Raw genomic sequence first — 17,319 nt, 5'->3', positions numbered from 1 at the left:
GGCACGCGACCTTCAATGTGCCGATCCGCACCGTGACCCTGCGCGGCACGCAGGCGCGATGCGGCATCGGCAGCGGTATCACGGCCGATGCGGGTGCCGATGCGGAATGGGAAGAGTGGCGCCACAAACGGGCGTTTCTCGGGCAAGGCGGCACGCCTGTATCGTCAAGGCCATGAGTTCCTTCGAATTGCTCGAGACCCTTGCCCTGGCCGATGGCGCGCTGCGCGATGCGTCCGCGCACCTGGCGCGCATGCAGAACGCTGCGGCGCATTTCGGCTACCCGTGGAACGAAGCGCTCGTTGCAGCGTGCCTGCATCGCCTGGGCGACGACCATCCGACGGGTTCATGGCGCGTACGCCTGCTGCTCGACGCGCAGGGACAACCGCGTGCAGAAGCCTTTGCCATGGACGCCGCACCGGCGCGCGTGCGGCTGCAGTTGGCCTCCCGTGCATTCAACGAAGCCGACAGCGAGTTCTCGCGCTTCAAGACCACGCGCCGCGCGCACTACGAGGCCTTTGCCCCGACCGACGCCGGCGTATTCGACACCCTGCTGTGGAACAGCCGCGGCGAGATCACCGAGTGCACGCGCGGCAACATCGCGCTGCGGCTCGATGGCCGCTGGGTCACGCCACCGCTGCACTGCGGCCTGCTGAATGGCATCGGCCGGGCGAACCGCCTGCGCGACGGGCAGCTTGCCGAAGCCGTCGTGCGGGTGGACGATCTGCCCCGGGTGCAGGCGCTGGCCTTCGTGAACAGCCTGCGTGGCTGGCTGGATGCCGATCTGAACGTCCCGCAAAAATAGTTCGACAAAGCGCTTGACTTAGAGCGCGCTCTAATTTCGAGAATCAACGCCATGGAAACCAGTCTGACCATTGCGGAAGTCGCAGAGCGAACCGGCCTCACGGCCTACACGCTGCGCTACTACGAACGCATCGGGCTGATTGCCGCGGTGCCGCGTGCACCGGGCGGTCAGCGGCGCTATGCGAGCGCCGACATGGACTTGCTGGCTTTCCTGTTGCGCCTGCGCGAGACCGGCATGTCCATCCAGGGCATGCAGGCCTTCGCCAGGCTTCGAAGCCAGGGGGACGCCAGCGTCGGCGAACGGCGCGAGATGCTCGAGGAGCACCTTGCCGAAGTTCAGGCCCGGGTGGCGGCGCTGCAGCAATCCATGCAGGCGCTGTCGCTCAAGATCGACCACTACCGCGCGGTCGAGAAGACGAAGAAGCGTCCTCCACTATCGGGCAAAGCCCGGGAAGGAAAGACGAGCAATGACGAACACACAACAGGACCAAGGCCAAGGCGACAGCCTGCGCTACGCGCGCGGCCTGGCCAAGCTTCATGAGATCGATGGCGAAGGCGGCGTCAAGGTGGTCGAGAGCCTGGCCGACATCGCGCCAGACTTTGGCCGCCTGGTGATCGAGTTTCCGTTCGGCGACATCTACTCGCGCCCCGGCCTCGACCTGCGCTCCCGCGAGATCGCGACCGTGGCCGCGCTCACCGCCATGGGCAATGCCGCGCCGCAGTTGAAGGTGCACATCCAGGCTGCGCTGAACGTCGGCGTGACGCGCTCCGAGGTGGTCGAGGTCATCATGCAGATGGCGGTGTACGCAGGCTTCCCGGCGGCACTGAACGGCCTCTTCGCCGCACGCGAGGTGTTTGCGGCGGACGATGAAAAAAGCGCGCAGTCCCTTGCGGAACCACGCGCTCTTGCTGAAGCGACCTGAGGCTTACTTCAGAGCCTTGTAGCGCATGCGTTTCGGCTTGGCACCCTCTTCGCCGAGGCGCTTCTTCTTGTCGGCTTCGTACTCCTGGTAGTTGCCGTCGAAGAAGGTCCACTGGCTGTCGCCTTCGGCAGCCAGGATGTGCGTGGCGATACGGTCGAGGAACCAGCGGTCATGGCTGATGACCATCACGGTGCCGGCGAATTCGAGCAACGCGTCTTCCAGTGCGCGCAAGGTTTCCACGTCCAGGTCGTTCGACGGTTCATCGAGCATCAGCACGTTGCCGCCCGCGATCAGCGTCTTGGCCAGGTGCAGACGACCGCGCTCGCCGCCCGACAGCGTGCCGACCTTCTTCTGCTGGTCCGCGCCGTTGAAGTTGAAGCGACCTGCATACGCACGGCTGGCCATCTGAAACTTGCCGACGTTGATGATGTCCAGCCCGTTCGAGATGTCTTCCCACACGGTCTTCTGGTTGGCGAGCTCGTCGCGGTGCTGGTCCACAAAAGCCGCCTTGACGGTCGAGCCGATGACCACATGGCCGGCGTCCGGCTGTTCCTTGCCCGCGAGCAGCTTGAAGAGCGTCGACTTGCCGGCGCCGTTCGGGCCGATGATGCCGACGATCGCGCCCGGCGGCACGGTGAAGCTCAGGTTGTCGATCAGCATGCGGTCGCCGAAGGACTTGCTGACGCCGTGGAACTCGAACACCTGCTGACCCAGCCGCTCCGCCACCGGAATGAAGATTTCCTGCGTCTCGTTGCGCTTCTGGTATTCCATGTCGCTCAGCTCTTCGAAGCGGGCCAGGCGGGATTTGCTCTTGGCCTGGCGTGCCTTCGGGTTCTGGCGCGACCACTCCAGTTCCTTCTTCAGCGCCTTGGCGTGGGCTTCTTCGCTCTTCTGCTCCTGCGCCAGGCGTTCGCCCTTCTGCTCGAGCCAGGTGCTGTAGTTGCCCTTCCAGGGAATGCCGCGACCGCGGTCCATTTCCAGGATCCACTCGGCCGCGTTGTCGAGGAAGTAGCGATCGTGGGTGATGGCCACCACGGTGCCCGTGAAGCGCTGCAGGAACACTTCGAGCCACTCCACCGATTCGGCGTCCAGGTGGTTGGTCGGCTCATCGAGCAGCAGCATGTCGGGCTTGGACAGCAAGAGGCGGCACAGCGCCACGCGCCGCTTTTCGCCGCCTGACAGCAGGCCGATCTTCGCGTCCCACGGCGGAAGGCGCAATGCGTCGGCGGCGATTTCCAGTTGATGTTCGGAATCGGTGCCGGCGGTGGCGATGATGGCTTCGAGCTGGGCCTGCTCGGCCGCCAGCGCGTCGAAGTCGGCGTCTTCGGCACCATAGGCGATGTACACCTCTTCGAGGCGCGCCTTGGCCGCAAACACCGCACCCATGGACTCTTCGACCGATTCGCGCACCGTGTGCTCGGTGTTGAGCTTGGGTTCCTGCTCCAGATAGCCGATGGTCATCCCCGGCATGGGCAGCGCCTCACCCTCGAACTCCTTGTCCACACCCGCCATGATCTTGAGCAGCGTGGACTTGCCCGAGCCGTTCAGGCCGAGCACGCCGATCTTGGCGCCGGGGAAGAAAGAGAGCGAAATGTCTTTCAAGAGCTGCCGCTTGGGCGGCACGGTCTTGCTGACGCGGTTCATCGAATAGACGTATTGAGCCATCTGGGAGTAGTTACCTTGGGTAGCGGAGATTCGGGAAAAGCGCGGGCGCCCGAAAGCGGTATTCGGGCGCGGCAAACCACACATTATCGACTCATGCGACAATAGGCACCGTTGCCGGGTCCAGTTGCCCGCAACACCGGCTCTCTGCCGGGGACGAAGAAAGCCCTTTATCACGACGGGTTTTTCGGCTCCCACCCCTGACCTTCATCTGCCTTGACTGGCTCGGCGTCGCCAAGACGCCAAGCGGGCCGATGCCACTGCGCCGTGTATGGCGCTTATTGTTTCCAATGAATTTTGATGAACTGAAGCTGGCTCCCGCCATCTTGAAGGCTGTGCACGAGCACGGTTACGACACCCCGACCCCCATCCAGGCGCAAGCCATCCCCGCCGTGCTCGAAGGCCATGACCTGCTCGGCGGCGCCCAGACCGGCACCGGCAAGACGGCCGCCTTCACGCTGCCCATGCTGCACAAGCTCACCATGAGCCGCAGCGCCACCAACAAGTTCGGCGGCGTCGGCATCCGCGCCCTCGTGCTGACCCCCACGCGCGAACTCGCGGCCCAGGTCGAAGAGTCGGTTCGCACCTACGGCAAGTACCTGCAGCTCGACTCGACCGTGATCTTCGGCGGCGTCGGCATGAACCCGCAGATCAGCAAGCTCAAGAAGGGCGTCGACATCCTCGTGGCCACCCCCGGCCGCCTGCTCGACCTGCAGCAGCAGGGCATGCTCGACCTGAGCCAGGTCCAGATGCTGATCCTCGACGAAGCCGACCGCATGCTCGACATGGGCTTCATCCACGACGTGAAGAAGATCCTGGCGCTGGTGCCCAAGGAAAAGCAGAGCCTGCTGTTCTCGGCCACCTTCAGCGACGAAATCCGCGACCTGGCCGCCACGCTGCTCAAGAACCCGCAAAGCATCCAGGTCACGCCGCGCAACACCACCGTGCAGCGCATCACCCAGGTGATCCACCCGGTGGGCCGCGGCAAGAAGAAGGCGCTGCTCGCGCACATCATCAACGAGAACAAGTGGAGCCAGGTGCTCGTGTTCACGCGCACCAAGTTCGGCGCCAACAGCGTGGCCGAGTTCCTGACCAAGAACGGCATCGAGGCGATGGCGCTGCACGGCAACAAGAGCCAGAGCGCCCGCACGCAGGCGCTGGCCGGCTTCAAGAGCGGCGACATCCGTGCGCTGGTGGCCACCGACATCGCGGCCCGCGGCATCGACATCGACGAACTGCCGCACGTCGTGAACTACGAAATCCCGAACGTCAGCGAAGACTACGTCCACCGCATCGGCCGTACCGGCCGCGCCGGTTCGAGCGGCGAGGCTGTCAGCTTCGTGTGCCTGGACGAAGAAGGCTTCATGCAGGAAATCGAACGCTTCACCAAGCAGACGATTCCGGTGCAGATCGTCGAGGGCTTCGGTCCCGAAGAAGGCGAACGCGCCGAACCGATCGCCATGGGTCGCCAGACGATCTGGGGCGGCGCCGGTCGCCCGCCGAGCCGCGACGTGATGCAGGCGGCTGCGAAGGCTGCACGCACCGAGATGCTGTCGCGCATCCGCGAAAACAAGGCTGGCCAGGGCGGCGGTGAACGCGCTGGTGGTGGTGGCGGCAACGGCGGTGGTCAACGCCGTGGTGGCGGCCAGGGCGGTGGCGGCCAAGGCCGCAACGCCAATGGCGGCGGCCAGGGCCAGGGTCAAGGCCCGCGCGGCCAGGGTGCCCGCGCACCGCAAGGCCGGGGTCCGCAAGGTCCGGCACGCACGCCGCACCATGCGCCTCAGCATCATCAACAACAGAATCATCTGCCGCATGACGAGCGCCAGCCGCGCCATCACGGCAACAGCCACAGCCCGACGCAGGCCAACCAGGTCGCACACCTGCGGGCCGAAGCAGTCGCGGGTGGCGATGGCCAGCCGGATCCGTTGCGCACGAGCGTCGACCACATGGGTGGTGGACGCGGGCGCGGTCGTCCGGGCGGCGGCGGTGGCGGCTACGGCGGCAACCGGTCGGGCGGCGGTGGCCGTTCGGGTGGCGGCGGTGGTGGTGGTTACGGCGGTGGCGGCGGCAACCGGTCCGGCGGTGGCGGTGGTGGCCGGTCGTTCGGTCGTTAAGCACTGCGGGTAGGACGCCTACMCACGGAAATCGAGCAAGGGCACTTCGGTGCCCTTTTCTTTTTTGAAGATGGCGGAGGCGCGGACAGGACACAATCGTCAAGCCATGCAATACATCCCACCCAACTACGCCACCCTCTTCGTAGCCACCTGCAACCTGCTCAACCTCGCAAACCCCAACCGGGTCTATTACGAGAACCAGGACGCCTACAACGAGCGCGAGTACGAGCGAAAGCTCGACTGGATCGGCGAGCGCTTCAATGCGCTCAATGCGGACGTGCTGGCGGTGCAGGAGGTGTGGGACGAATCGGCGCTCAAGGCCGCCATCGCGCGCAGCGGCTTGCGCTACGACTTCGTTTCAGTGCCGGGTGCGGAGAACACGCCGCCGCCCGCGAGCCCCCCGGGCACGCCGGCCAGGTCGGGCGCGCAAGGCACGCCGCGCGTCGGCATCGCGACGCGGCTGCAGGTGGACAACGTTCAATCCTTCGTCGACTTTCCAGCGGGCTTCGGCGTCGAGGTGCCGGGCCTCGGCCCGCACACGCGCTTCGAGCGCCCGCCCCTGCTGGCCACGCTGCGCATGAAGCACGGCCAGCAGGTGAATGTGCTGACGGTGCACCTCAAGTCCAAGCGGCCGAAGTTCCTGCAGGATGCGCAAGGCAATCCCCTCGAAGACCGGGACGACCGCAAGGTGGGCGTGATGGCCTCGCTGCGCTCGCTGCTGATGCGCGGCGCGGAGGCTGCGGCCCTGCGCTGCGTCGTCATCGACCTGCTGCAGGACACGAACACGCCGCTGGTGGTGATGGGCGACTTCAACGACAACCCGCACAGCGTGACCACGCAGCTGGTGGCCGCGACGTCCGAGGTGGCCTACGACAAGGCCGCGCGCGACGTGGCGCTGTTCAACGCCTACGAAATGCAGGGTGAATCGGCGCTGAAGAAGGACGTGGCCTATTCGCACATCCACCAGGGCTTTCCGGATGTGCTCGACCAGATCTTCGTGAGCGAGGAATTCGTCGCGACCAGCCGGCACAGCCTGGGCGACGTGCGGCGGGTCGATTACTTCAACGACCATCTGCACGAGGGGCGCGACCGCTCGCGCTCGGACCACGGCTTCGTGCGCGCGCTGCTCCGGCTGCGCACGGACTGAACCGAAAACCGAAAGCTCAGGGCATGCGCCGGCCGCTCTGGCGGTCGAACAGGTGCACGCGGTCGGCATCGATTGCCAGGCCCACGGTCTGGTCGGGCTGCGCGTCGACGCGGCCATGCACCGCGAGCACCAGCTTCGCCTCGCCGACCTGCACCAGCAGTTCGGTCTCGGCGCCCGTGGGCTCGACCACGATCACTTGCGCATTGACGCCGCTGCCGCCACCCAGYGTGATGTCGCCGGGGCGGATGCCGTAGTGCACCGGCTGGCCGTCGGGTGCCGAGGTACCCGGCGGCACGGGCCAGCGCGCGCCGTGCGCCTCGACATGGCATTCGCTGCCCGAGCGCCGCACCGTGCCCTCGATCACGTTCATCGACGGCGAGCCGATGAACTGCGCGACGAACAGGTTGTCGGGGCGGTCGTACAGATCGAGCGGCGTGCCGATCTGCTCGACGATGCCGTCGTGCATCACCACGATGCGGTCGGCCATGGTCATGGCTTCGATCTGGTCGTGCGTCACATAGACCGTGGTGGTCTTCAGCCGCTGGTGCAGCGCCTTGATCTCGGCGCGCATCGCCACGCGCAGCTTGGCGTCCAGGTTGGAGAGCGGTTCGTCGAACAGGAACACCTTCGGATCGCGCACGATGGCGCGCCCCATCGCCACGCGCTGGCGCTGCCCGCCCGACAGCTCGCGCGGATAGCGCCCGAGCAGCGCATCGAGGTTGAGGATCTTCGCGGCCCGCGCCACACGCTCGTCGGTCACCGACTTCTCGGCGTTGCGCAGCCGCAGGCTGAAGCCCATGTTCTCGCCCACCGTCATGTGCGGGTAGAGCGCATAGCTCTGGAACACCATGGCGATGTCGCGGTCCTTCGACTCGAGGTCGTTGACCACGCGGCTATCGATCATGATCTCGCCGCCGCTGATGTCCTCGAGGCCGGCAAGCATGCGCAGCAGGGTCGACTTGCCGCAGCCCGAAGGCCCGACCAGCACCACGAACTCGCCGTCGGTGATGTCGAAGCTCAGGCCCTGGATGATCTGGACCTTGCCGAAGGATTTCTGGATATTGCGAAAGGATACGGATGCCATTTTTATTCCCAGGGTTCGCTCAGCTCTTGACGGCGCCTGCAGTGAGGCCGCCCACCATGTAGCGCTTGAAGGCGTAATAGATCGCCGCAGGCGGCAACGCATAGATCAGGCCCGTGGCCATCAGCAGTTCCCACGGCGAATCGTCGGCCGACAGGAAGTTGCCGAGCGCCACCGCCAGCGTCACGCTCCTGTCGTTCGACAGCAGCAGGAAGGCGTAGAGGTATTCGTTCCACGCCAGCAGCAACGAATAGGTCCCCACCGCCACCAGCGACGGCACCATCAGCGGCAGGTACACCAGGCGGAACAGCTGCAGCGGCGAGGCGCCGTCCATGCGCGCCGCTTCGTCGAGCTCGTAGGGCAGCTTGTCGGAGGCCTGCTTCAGCACCCAGATGCAGTACGGCGACGCAATCGTCACCATCGCGAGGATCAGCGCCCACTGGCTGTTGAGCAGCCCGTAGTTGCCCATCGTCTTGTACATCGGCACCGCGAGGAAGGCTGCGGGAATGAAGTAGGTGAAGAGCGCCAGGTTCATCACCGTGCGCCCGCCTCTCACGCGCAGCCGGCTGATCGCGAAGGCGGCCGTGGTCGCGACGAAGAGCGTGAGCGCCCCCACCGAGAGCGCGATCAGCAGCGAGTTCCAGAGCTGCAGCCAGAAGTGGTCGAGGTAGAAGTGCTTCTGCTGGAACACGATGCGGAAGTTGTCCAGCGTCGGGTTCTTGGGCCACAGGTGGCCCGAGGTCGCGGAGTCCTTCGACGAGATCGCGAAGAGCACCATGTGGTAGACCGGAATCAGTGTCCACAACAGCACCGGAATGCCGATGAGCAGCAGCTTGGCCTCGGTCGCTACGGCCTTGGGGGTCCAGCGTTTCATTTCGAGAGCCTCTTCATCATGAAGTACACGAGCGGTAGCACCAGCGGCAGGGCCACCACGATCGATGCCATCGACAGGTCGACCTGGTCGAGCCGCAGATAACGGATGCCCAAGGTTGCCAGCACGTGCGTCAGGTCGGCGGGTCCGCCGCCGGTCAGCAGGTAGACGCTGTTGAAGTCGCCCAGCGTCCAGATCATCGAGAGGATGAGCGACGTGACGTAGAGCGTCTTCAGCGCCGGCCAGCTCACGAAGCGGAACTTCTGCCACGACGAGGCGCCGTCCACCGATGCGGCTTCATACTGCTCGGTGGGAATGGCCAGCCGCCCTGCCACCAGGATCAGCGTCCAGAACGGCAGCGACTTCCACACATGCACCACCATCGCGAAGGTGAGCGCCAGCGCGGGGTCGTTGAGCCAGTTCGGGCCGTCGGCGCCGGTCAGCCGGAAGATGGTGCTGTTGATGACGCCCCACTCCGGGTTCAGCATGAAGCGGATCGACAGGATGGTCGGGATCGACGGCATCGCCCAAGGCAGGATGAAGATCGCCGAGACGATCTTGATCCACCAGCGCGACGTCACGAAGAAGCCCGAGAGCACCAGCGCCACGAGCATCTTGAGGTTGATCGCCACGATCAGGAAGATGGCCGTGTTGATCACCGAACGGAAGAAGATCGGGTCCTCGACCAGCTTCACGTAGCTTTGCGGATGGCGGGCGAGCCAGAGGCCATAGCCCACCGGGTAAAGCACGAACACCAAGAACACCAGCAGGTAGGGCACGACCATGACCGCGCCCCAGAACTGCCAGCGCGCGTGCCGCGCCCCGAGATTGACGACAGGCGCCGGAGACGGCGCGGCGGTGGCAGTGGAGCTCATGCGAGTCGGCCCGGTGAAGGTGGTGATGCCGCGTGTGGCTTACTGCGCCGCAACCGTCTTGATGCGCGCGATCATCTCGTCGACCGCCTTGTCCACCGGCACCTTGTCGGTGACGACGCGGCTCATGGCCTTGGCCCAGACGTTCTCGTTGTTGAGCACGGTGAACTTGTAGTTCTTGGTGAACTCGAAGGTCACGGTACCGGCGGCGTACTGGTTGTAGACCGACAGGCGATGCGGGTCGGCCTTCCAGAAGTCGCGCTGCTGCCCGGTCTTGGTCACGGGGAACCAGCGGCCCAGCGAACCCTCGACGTACGGCGTGAGGTTTTCTTCCTGCAGCAGGAAGGAGACGAATTCCTTGGCACGTGCCTTGTTCTTCGCGTCCTTGAACACCACGCCGGTCTTCACGGCCGTGCGGTAGACCATCTTGCTGCCGTCGGGCTTGCTCGGGAAACCCGCGGTGCGGATGCGCTCGGTGTAGTTCTTGCGCGCCTCTTCACGCTGCTCGGGCGTGAGCGAGGCGTTGTTCGAATCGTCGAGCCACTTGGCGGCGATGGAGATGGTCGCGTTGTGCGTCATCAGGGTCGTCTTGTTGTGGAACGCGACGTTGTTGTCCGGGTCCTTCCAGCTCGTCGACGACGGCGGCGTGCAGCCCTTGGTGTAGRGCGTGGTGTAGTCGGTCAGCGCGCYGATCAGGCCGGYGCGCACCKTCGGGTCGTCGACCAGCARCTTGCCGTTGTCGTCCACCAGCTTGACGTTGTAGGCGTCCATGAAAGTCAGGAACGAATAGAAGGAGTCGCTCGAATCCACGCCCATGGGCATGCCGATGCCGAAGGTGCGCTTGCCGCTTTTCTGGCGGCTGGCGGTTTGGGCCTTCTCGCACCAGAAGGACCAGTAGTCCTTCCAGGTGGTCGGAATGTCGGCTTCCTTGAGCCCGGCCTCGGTGAGCATGTCGAGCCAGTACTCGACGTGCATCGTCTGCTGCTTGATCGGGAAGGCGTAATAGGCCTTGGTCTTGGTCTGGTCGTTGTAGAGGAAGGTGGTCTCGAGCGTGTTCGGCGCGAAGCGGTCCTTCATGGGCGAGAGCACGCTGCCGAGGTCTTCGAGCTTGCCGTCGTAGGCCCACTTGCCCGTGACCTGGAAGTCGTACACGTCGGCATACGCCACGTCGGGCGGGCTGCCGGAGTCGAGCGCGGACACGGTCTTGGGGATCATGTCCTGGATCGGGTACTGCGACAGCTCGATCTTCACGTTCTTGTTCTTCTCCTCGAACTTCTTGATGGCGGCGAACAGCGCATCGTCCTCCGCCTTGTAGAAGCCCTTGACCCACCAGACGGTGAGTTTTTCCTGGGCGGCAGCAGGGCCTGCCGCCGCCAATAACCCCAGCGCGACCAGCGTCGGCGCGATCAGCGACTTGACGAGTTTCATGGTGTCTCCTTCTTCTTGGGTGGAAATGCTCGGAACGCGAGCGTGGGTGAAAAGAACCTGGTGCAGATTGCGGGCAACCGCCTGAAAGATGCGACTGCGGGCTAGGTGACCTTGAGCTTCGGCGGCGGCCGGCTGAGCCTTGGCAAACGCCGGCGCGAACCGAGCACGTCTTCGATGTCCTGCCGCGCGCCGTCGATGAGGCGGATGACCGCACGCTCGGCCTTGGCAGGGTCGTGCGCAATCACTGCATCCAGCACCGCGCGGTGCAGCGGCAGCGAGAGTGCGGGGCCGTCGGGCTTGGTGGTCGATATCTCGAAGCTCGTACGCAGCAGCGCATTGAGCGCCTTGCTCATCTGCGCCAGCATGCGGTTGCGCGCGGCGCTCAGCAGGCCGTTGTGAAAGCGCAGGTCGAAGGTGACGTAGTCGCCGCCGTTCTCGACGGCTTCCTTCATGCCCGCGAAGGCGCGTTCGATTTCCTCGATGTCCTCGGGCCCTGCCCGCTCGGCGGCGAGCCGCACCGCTGCCGGCTCGACCACGCGGCGCAGGTCCTGCAGGTCGCGCAGGAATTCGGGCGTGAGGCCGGCGCGCGATTGCCAGGTGATGACGTCGGGATCGAACCAGTTCCACTTGTCCTGCGGCAGCACGCGCGTGCCGACTTTCGGTCCCGTCACGATCAGTCCCTTGGCCGCGAGCGACTTGATGGCCTCGCGCACCACGGTGCGGCTCACGCCGAGTTCCTCGCCAAGAATCGGCTCGGCCGGTATCGACGCCCCGATCGCATACCGACCGGCCACGACAGCTTCGCCGAGCAGTTCGAGCGTGCGACCGTGGATGTTCTTGATCATGAATGCGATGTGAAATTTGGTATCTCGACGAGCGAAAACATCAAGGTTTCGGCGTGTTGACCGCGCTTATCATATGATGATTGAAAACCCGATTCGGCAGGACAAACCCTGAGGTTTCGCGCTGGAATCGGCAACAAAAAGAGACAACCGATGAGCACAATCCCCAAGAAAAAACCCAGCGAACTGCGCAGCCAGCAATGGTTCGGCCGCCACGATCGCGACGGCTTCATCTACCGGAGCTGGATGAAGGGCAAGGGGGTGCCGCACGACCAGTTCGACGGCCGCCCGGTCATCGGCATCTGCAACACCTTCAGCGAACTCACGCCCTGCAACTCGCACTTCCGCACGCTCGCCGAGCAGGTGAAGATCGGCGTGTACGAAGCGGGCGGCTTTCCACTCGAGTTCCCGGTGATGTCGCTCGGCGAAACGCTGCTGCGCCCCACCGCCATGCTGTACCGCAACCTCGCGAGCATGGACGTGGAAGAAAGCATTCGCGGCAATCCGCTCGACGGCGTGGTGCTGCTCATGGGCTGCGACAAGACCACGCCCGCACTGATGATGGGCGCGGCCAGCGTCGACCTGCCGACCATCGGCGTCTCCGGCGGCCCGATGCTCTCGGGCAAATGGCGCGGCCAGGAGCTGGGCTCGGGCACCGGCGTGTGGCAGATGAGCGAACAAGTGCGTGCCGGCACCCTCAAGCTGCAGGAATTTTTCGAGGCCGAGAGCTGCATGCACCGCAGCCACGGCCACTGCATGACGATGGGCACCGCGAGCACCATGGCGAGCATGGTCGAATCGCTCGGCATCGGCCTGCCCGGCAATGCGGCCTACCCGGCCGTCGACGGCCGGCGCAACGTGCTCGCGCGCCAGGCGGGCCGGCGCATCGTCGACATGGTGCACGAGGACATGAACATGTCGAAGATCCTCACGCGCCAGGCCATCGAGAACGCCATCAAGGTCAACGCGGCCATCGGCGGCTCGACCAACCTCGTGATCCACCTGCTGGCCATTGCGGGCCGCATCGGCGTCGACCTCACGCTCGACGACTTCGACCGCCTCGCCTCCGAGCTGCCCTGCCTCGTGAACCTGCAGCCTTCGGGCCAGTTCCTGATGGAGGACTTCTGCTATGCGGGCGGCCTGCCGGTCGTGATCAAGGAGATCGCGCAGCACCTGCACAAGGACATCCTCACCGTCACCGGCCAGAGCATGTGGGACAACGTGAAGGACGCCGAGAACTACAACCCGCAGGTCATCCGCACGCTGGCCGAGCCCTTCAAGGAGAAGGCCGGCATCTGCGTGCTGCGCGGCAACCTCGCGCCCAACGGCGCCATCATCAAGCCCAGCGCGGCCACGCCCGAACTGCTGGTGCACAAGGGCCGGGCGGTGGTGTTCGAAAGCGCCGACGACCTGCACAAGCGCATCGACGACGAAGACCTCGACATCGACGAGCACTGCATCATGGTGCTCAAGAACTGCGGCCCCAAGGGCTACCCCGGCATGGCCGAAGCCGGCAACATGCCGCTGCCGCCCAAGGTATTGCGCCGCGGCATCACCGACATGGTCCGCATCAGCGATGCGCGCATGAGCGGCACGGCCTACGGCACCGTGGTGCTGCACACCGCGCCCGAAGCGGCTGCCGGCGGCCCGCTGGCGCTGGTGCAGGACGGCGACATCGTCGAACTCGACGTGCCGAACCGCAAGCTGCACCTGCACGTGAGCGACGAGGAACTGGCCAGGCGCCGCGAGAAGTGGGTCGCACCGAAGGCGCCGCTCGACTCCGGCTACTGGAAGCTCTACGTCGACACCGTGTTACAAGCCGACCAGGGTGCCGACCTGGCCTTCCTGCGCGGCCGCCGCGGGGCTTTCGTGCCGCGCGACAATCACTAGCACTGGGCACACCCCCAGGCTGGCGCACGAAGCGCGACGGAGTCGTATTGAAATGAGTCATTTGGTTGCGATCGATTGGGGCACGAGCTCACTGCGCGGCGCGCTGCTCGATGCCCGCGGCAAGGTGCTCGAGGAGCGCAGCGACGCGCGCGGCATCCTCAAGGTGCCGGAAGGCGGGTTCCCCGCGGTTTTCGAAACACTTTTCGGCGACTGGATGCGCCCTGAAGGCACGCGCTGCCTGATCTCCGGCATGGCCGGCAGCAAGCAGGGCTGGGTCGAGGCCCCGTATTGCGCCTGCCCCGCAGGCCGCGTCGAGGTGGGCCGCAAGATCATCGACATCGACGCGGTACCTGGCGCGCGCATCGCCATCGTCCCCGGCCTCAGCGACGCGCACGACGGCGTGCCCGACGTGATGCGCGGCGAAGAGGTGCAGATCTTCGGCGCGATGGAACTCGCCGGCCTGAGCGACGGCCTGTTCGTGCTGCCCGGCACCCACAACAAGTGGGCCACCGTCAAGAAGGGCCGCGTCGCCGGTTTTCGCACCTACATGACGGGCGAGTTCTACGCGCTGCTGAGCCAGCATTCGATCCTCGCGCGCACGCTCGATGCCGCGGCGCCGCTCGACGAAGCCGCCTTCCTGCAGGGCGTGACCCAGTCCGAAAACGGCCATGGCCTGCTGCACAACGCCTTCGGTGCACGCACGCTCGCACTGTTCGAACGCATGCCGAAGCAGGAGCTGTCCAGCTACCTTTCCGGCCTGCTGATCGGCGAGGAACTGCGCACCCAGTCGATGCACGCGGTCGGCGAGGTGGTGCTGATCGGCTCGCCCGAGCTCACCGAGCGATACACCCTGGCGCTGCGCACCACCGGCGTCGCCACGCGCACGCTCGGCGCCGAAGCCACCTGGGCCGGACTGCATGTGCTGTCCGGTTTTCTTGCCGCAGACAGAATCCAGCCATGACCACGCCTCTCGAAAAATTCAGCGCCGCGATGCGCGATCTGCCACTGGTGGCGATCCTTCGCGGCCTCACCCCTACTGAAGCCGCCGCCGTCGGCGACGCCATCGTCGAGCCCGGCTTCAGGCTGCTCGAGGTGCCGCTCAATTCGCCGCAGCCCTTGGCCAGCATCGAACTGATGCGTGCACGCTTTCCGCAGGCGCTGGTGGGCGCGGGCACCGTGCTCGACGCACGGCAGGTGCGCGACGTGCATGCGGCCGGCGGCGAGCTGATCGTCTCGCCCAACTTCAATGCCGAGGTGATCGCCGAGGCCGTGCGGCTCGGCATGGTCTGCCTGCCGGGCGTCATGACGCCGACGGAGGCTTTCGGTGCGCTCGCGGCCGGCGCCACCGGACTCAAGCTGTTTCCCGCCGAGCTGGCATCGCCGGCCGTGGTGAAGGCGCTGCTCGCCGTGCTGCCGGCCGGCACGCCGGTGATGCCCGTGGGCGGCATCACGCCGCTGAACATGGCCGAATGGCGCGCGGCCGGCGCCGCCGGCTTCGGCATCGGCTCGGCGCTCTACAAGCCCGGCAAGCAGGCAGCGGCGGTGCGCGACGACGCGAAGAAGTTCATCGCGGCCTGGACCGGCACCGTTCACGCCTGATCCGACGCCGCCAACAAGAAGAAAGGTGCCTCCAATGTCCGCCGACGCCGACTACGCCAGCCCCGCCGTGCGCAAGCGCCGCGAAGACCTCTCGCTCGCCTTGCGCGCCGCCGCCCATCACGGGCTGTCCGAAGGGGTCTGCAACCACTTCAGCGTGATGCTGCCGGGCGCGCAGGACCGCTACCTGATCAACCCGCGCGGACTGCACTGGAGCGAGATCGGCCCCGACGACATCGTGCTGATCGACGTGCACGGCGAAGTGCTCGCCGGCCGCCACCGCGTGGAGCCCACGGCCCTCTTCATCCACGGCGCGGTGCACCGGCTCACCGGCCACGCAGTCGTGCTGCACTGCCACATGCCCTACGCCACCGCGCTCACGATCACGGCCGACCGCGCACTCGATCCAACGCTGAGCCAGAACGCCATGCGCTACATGAACCGCATCGCGATCGACGCCGAATACAACGGCCTCGCGCTCGACGATGCCGAAGGCGAGCGCATCGCCCGCGCCATGACCGGCAAGGACGTCGCCTTCCTGGCGAACCACGGCGTGATCGTGGCGGGCGCCACCATTGCGCATGCCTACGACGATCTGTACTACCTCGAACGCGCGAGCCTGCACCAGGTGATCGCGCAATCGACCGGGCGCCCGCTGGTGCCCGTCGATGCGAAGCTGGCCGCACATGTTGCGGCCCAGATCCAGGGCGAACGCGAGCAGTCGGACCTGTTCTTCGAAGCCCTGCGCCGCATGCTGCCGCCCCCGCGCGGGTGATCGCCCGGCCTCACGGCCTATGACCAACGGAGCATCCGCAACGGTGTCTTGTTGGCGATAGACCCTTTACGATCTGGGGATGCCCGGCCAGCGTCCTGCGCGCACGGGCTTACAGCTCTTCATCCGATTTCGCTCCAGCCTTACACGAGGTTCACACAAGGCGGCGACGATGAGGCTTCCAACCACTCCACGGGAGTTGCCATGAAAAAGCTCACCTTCGCAATCGCCGCCGCAGCCCTGCTGTCGCTGGCCGCACTCAGCGCACCGGCGCAAGCCCAGACCGGTGGCCGCTTCATCCAGGCCCAGGTGTACGTGGTGCCCGCACCGCCGCCCCCGCGCCGCTACTACGCGCCGCCGCCTCCGCCGCGCCACTATCACCCGGGCTACTACCGCGACGGCCGCCACTACGACCGCCGCTGGGACGACCGTCGCCACTACGGCGGCCGCAGGGACAACGATGGTGACGGCGTGCCCAATCGCTACGACCGCCGGCCCAACAATCCCTACCGCTATTGATCGACGACAACCCGGGCCGAGCGCCCGGGTTTTTCTTTTGGGGCGCCGCTCAGGCCGCGGCAGGCGCCGGCGCCGCCGCGTAGGCCGGCGTCGCGCTCGACAGGCTTTGCTTGAGCTGGCGCGAGACCTCGTCGGCCAGCACCTCGGGCTTTCCGGCTTCCACGCCGGCCAGCGCCTGGCGCGCCACATCGTCCGGCGAGGCCTTCGCGCCCGGCACATGGGCCGCCATGTCGGTGTCCATGTAGGCCACGTGCAGGCTCGTCACCTGCGTGCCCTGCCCGGCCAGTTCGTTGCGCAGGCCGTTGCTCAGCGACCATGCCGCCGACTTGGTCGTGCTGTAGGTCGCCACGCTCGGGAAGGTGGTCCAGCTCAGCGCCGACAACACGTTGATCACCGCACCGCCGCCATGGGCCGCGAGCACCGGCGCAAAAGCCTGCGTCAGCGCCCAGGGGCCGAAGAAGTTGGTCTCGAACTCGGCCCGTGCGGCGTCGACCGCCCCCGCGCCCAGCAGGTTCGATCCGCGCGAGATGCCGGCGTTGTTGACGAGCAGCGTGACGTCCCCGCACGCCGCCACCGCCGCGGCGATCTGCGCAGGCTGCGTGACATCAAGCGCCACCGGCGTCACGCCGGCCAGCGTGATGCGCTTCGGATCGCGCGCGGCGCCGTAGACCTTGCGCGCGCCTGCCGCCAGCGCAGCCTTGGCGAAAGACAGGCCGAGGCCTCGGTTGGCGCCGGTGATGAAGACGACGGAGTCCTTGATTTTCATGGAGAGCCTTTCGGTGGGACGCGGGTCCCGTAGGT

The 17,319-nt window shown here is 66.1% G+C and carries 16 protein-coding genes and 1 pseudogene; 10 read left to right on the top strand and 7 right to left on the bottom strand.

The annotated features are described in order from the left end of the window. From AC1DXX_RS30570 to AC1DXX_RS30560, 3 genes and pseudogenes are all read left to right on the top strand, one after another. Positions 1–802: pseudogene (locus AC1DXX_RS30570) on the top strand (aminotransferase class IV); the annotation flags it as partial. A 51-nt stretch (positions 803–853) separates the two neighbouring features. Further along, entirely contained in the window at positions 854–1,342 is a 489-nt protein-coding gene (locus tag AC1DXX_RS30565; RefSeq protein ID WP_478137957.1) for a MerR family transcriptional regulator, read from the top strand. After that, complete coding sequence (locus AC1DXX_RS30560; protein ID WP_478137956.1) at positions 1,269–1,724, top strand: carboxymuconolactone decarboxylase family protein; 456 nt, start codon at positions 1,269–1,271, stop codon at positions 1,722–1,724. The genes AC1DXX_RS30565 and AC1DXX_RS30560 overlap by 74 nt, the downstream gene beginning before the upstream one ends. Positions 1,725–1,727: 3 nt before the next feature. Here the strand turns inward: AC1DXX_RS30560 and ettA are convergent, their stop codons facing one another. Then, complete coding sequence (gene ettA, locus AC1DXX_RS30555; protein WP_478137955.1) at positions 1,728–3,389, bottom strand: energy-dependent translational throttle protein EttA; 1,662 nt, start codon at positions 3,387–3,389, stop codon at positions 1,728–1,730. A 287-nt stretch (positions 3,390–3,676) separates the two neighbouring features. On the opposite strand from ettA, the gene AC1DXX_RS30550 reads away from it, so the two are divergent. Together AC1DXX_RS30550 and AC1DXX_RS30545 are read left to right on the top strand one after the other, a co-directional pair. Next, the gene (locus AC1DXX_RS30550; protein ID WP_478137954.1) at positions 3,677–5,500 is read left to right on the top strand and encodes a DEAD/DEAH box helicase; all 1,824 of its coding nucleotides are present in this window, start codon (positions 3,677–3,679) and stop codon (positions 5,498–5,500) included. A 106-nt stretch (positions 5,501–5,606) separates the two neighbouring features. Continuing rightward, positions 5,607–6,647 (top strand): endonuclease/exonuclease/phosphatase family protein, encoded by a 1,041-nt coding sequence (locus AC1DXX_RS30545; RefSeq protein ID WP_478137953.1) that lies wholly within the window; start codon positions 5,607–5,609, stop codon positions 6,645–6,647. Between the two features lie 16 nt (positions 6,648–6,663). Here the strand turns inward: AC1DXX_RS30545 and AC1DXX_RS30540 are convergent, their stop codons facing one another. From AC1DXX_RS30540 to AC1DXX_RS30520, 5 genes are all read right to left on the bottom strand, one after another. Then, a complete protein-coding gene (locus AC1DXX_RS30540) occupies positions 6,664–7,731 on the bottom strand; it encodes an ABC transporter ATP-binding protein (RefSeq protein WP_478137952.1) in 1,068 nt (355 codons plus the stop codon). A gap of 19 nt (positions 7,732–7,750) precedes the next feature. Beyond that, positions 7,751–8,602, bottom strand: a complete 852-nt coding sequence (locus tag AC1DXX_RS30535; protein WP_478137951.1) for a carbohydrate ABC transporter permease — start codon at positions 8,600–8,602, stop codon at positions 7,751–7,753. Further along, complete coding sequence (locus AC1DXX_RS30530) at positions 8,599–9,474, bottom strand: carbohydrate ABC transporter permease (RefSeq protein WP_478137950.1); 876 nt, start codon at positions 9,472–9,474, stop codon at positions 8,599–8,601. Before AC1DXX_RS30530 ends, AC1DXX_RS30535 begins: the two co-directional genes overlap by 4 nt. A 39-nt stretch (positions 9,475–9,513) precedes the next feature. Continuing rightward, complete coding sequence (locus tag AC1DXX_RS30525) at positions 9,514–10,899, bottom strand: ABC transporter substrate-binding protein (protein WP_478137949.1); 1,386 nt, start codon at positions 10,897–10,899, stop codon at positions 9,514–9,516. Positions 10,900–11,000: 101 nt separating this feature from the next. Next, positions 11,001–11,744, bottom strand: coding sequence for a FadR/GntR family transcriptional regulator (locus AC1DXX_RS30520; RefSeq protein WP_478137948.1), 744 nt, complete (start codon positions 11,742–11,744; stop codon positions 11,001–11,003). 150 nt (positions 11,745–11,894) lie between these two features. Between AC1DXX_RS30520 and AC1DXX_RS30515 the strand changes: the two genes are divergently transcribed. The 5 genes from AC1DXX_RS30515 to AC1DXX_RS30495 all read left to right on the top strand — a co-directional run bounded on the left by AC1DXX_RS30515 (position 11,895) and on the right by AC1DXX_RS30495 (position 16,518). Then, positions 11,895–13,631, top strand: a complete 1,737-nt coding sequence (locus AC1DXX_RS30515; RefSeq protein ID WP_478137947.1) for an IlvD/Edd family dehydratase — start codon at positions 11,895–11,897, stop codon at positions 13,629–13,631. Between the two features lie 52 nt (positions 13,632–13,683). Next, complete coding sequence (locus AC1DXX_RS30510) at positions 13,684–14,592, top strand: 2-dehydro-3-deoxygalactonokinase (RefSeq protein ID WP_478137946.1); 909 nt, start codon at positions 13,684–13,686, stop codon at positions 14,590–14,592. Further along, positions 14,589–15,230 (top strand): 2-dehydro-3-deoxy-6-phosphogalactonate aldolase, encoded by a 642-nt coding sequence (locus tag AC1DXX_RS30505; protein WP_478137945.1) that lies wholly within the window; start codon positions 14,589–14,591, stop codon positions 15,228–15,230. Before AC1DXX_RS30510 ends, AC1DXX_RS30505 begins: the two co-directional genes overlap by 4 nt. Before the next feature lie 34 nt (positions 15,231–15,264). Continuing rightward, positions 15,265–16,002, top strand: coding sequence for an aldolase (locus tag AC1DXX_RS30500; protein ID WP_478137944.1), 738 nt, complete (start codon positions 15,265–15,267; stop codon positions 16,000–16,002). A gap of 201 nt (positions 16,003–16,203) precedes the next feature. Beyond that, entirely contained in the window at positions 16,204–16,518 is a 315-nt protein-coding gene (locus tag AC1DXX_RS30495; RefSeq protein WP_478137943.1) for a hypothetical protein, read from the top strand. A gap of 49 nt (positions 16,519–16,567) precedes the next feature. Here AC1DXX_RS30495 and AC1DXX_RS30490 read toward each other — a convergent pair whose 3' ends face one another. Continuing rightward, the gene (locus AC1DXX_RS30490) at positions 16,568–17,284 is read right to left on the bottom strand and encodes an SDR family oxidoreductase (RefSeq protein ID WP_478137942.1); all 717 of its coding nucleotides are present in this window, start codon (positions 17,282–17,284) and stop codon (positions 16,568–16,570) included. Between the last annotated feature and the right edge of the window lie 35 nt (positions 17,285–17,319).

This window comes from Variovorax sp. P4_B10 (genome assembly GCF_056402375.1).
The sequence above is the reverse complement of the archived record's forward strand: the minus strand, read 5'-3'. Positions and strand labels throughout refer to the sequence as shown.

Bases quoted from the DNA above. Each gene is read 5' to 3' on its own strand.
- AC1DXX_RS30565 (WP_478137957.1), top strand. From the start codon at position 854: ATGGAAACCAGTCTGACCATTGCGGAAGTCGCAGAGCGAACCGGCCTC.
- AC1DXX_RS30560 (WP_478137956.1), top strand. From the start codon at position 1,269: ATGACGAACACACAACAGGACCAAGGCCAAGGCGACAGCCTGCGCTAC.
- ettA (WP_478137955.1), bottom strand. From the start codon at position 3,389: ATGGCTCAATACGTCTATTCGATGAACCGCGTCAGCAAGACCGTGCCG.
- AC1DXX_RS30550 (WP_478137954.1), top strand. From the start codon at position 3,677: ATGAATTTTGATGAACTGAAGCTGGCTCCCGCCATCTTGAAGGCTGTG.
- AC1DXX_RS30545 (WP_478137953.1), top strand. From the start codon at position 5,607: ATGCAATACATCCCACCCAACTACGCCACCCTCTTCGTAGCCACCTGC.
- AC1DXX_RS30535 (WP_478137951.1), bottom strand. From the start codon at position 8,602: ATGAAACGCTGGACCCCCAAGGCCGTAGCGACCGAGGCCAAGCTGCTG.
- AC1DXX_RS30530 (WP_478137950.1), bottom strand. From the start codon at position 9,474: ATGAGCTCCACTGCCACCGCCGCGCCGTCTCCGGCGCCTGTCGTCAAT.
- AC1DXX_RS30520 (WP_478137948.1), bottom strand. From the start codon at position 11,744: ATGATCAAGAACATCCACGGTCGCACGCTCGAACTGCTCGGCGAAGCT.
- AC1DXX_RS30515 (WP_478137947.1), top strand. From the start codon at position 11,895: ATGAGCACAATCCCCAAGAAAAAACCCAGCGAACTGCGCAGCCAGCAA.
- AC1DXX_RS30510 (WP_478137946.1), top strand. From the start codon at position 13,684: ATGAGTCATTTGGTTGCGATCGATTGGGGCACGAGCTCACTGCGCGGC.
- AC1DXX_RS30505 (WP_478137945.1), top strand. From the start codon at position 14,589: ATGACCACGCCTCTCGAAAAATTCAGCGCCGCGATGCGCGATCTGCCA.
- AC1DXX_RS30500 (WP_478137944.1), top strand. From the start codon at position 15,265: ATGTCCGCCGACGCCGACTACGCCAGCCCCGCCGTGCGCAAGCGCCGC.
- AC1DXX_RS30495 (WP_478137943.1), top strand. From the start codon at position 16,204: ATGAAAAAGCTCACCTTCGCAATCGCCGCCGCAGCCCTGCTGTCGCTG.
- AC1DXX_RS30490 (WP_478137942.1), bottom strand. From the start codon at position 17,284: ATGAAAATCAAGGACTCCGTCGTCTTCATCACCGGCGCCAACCGAGGC.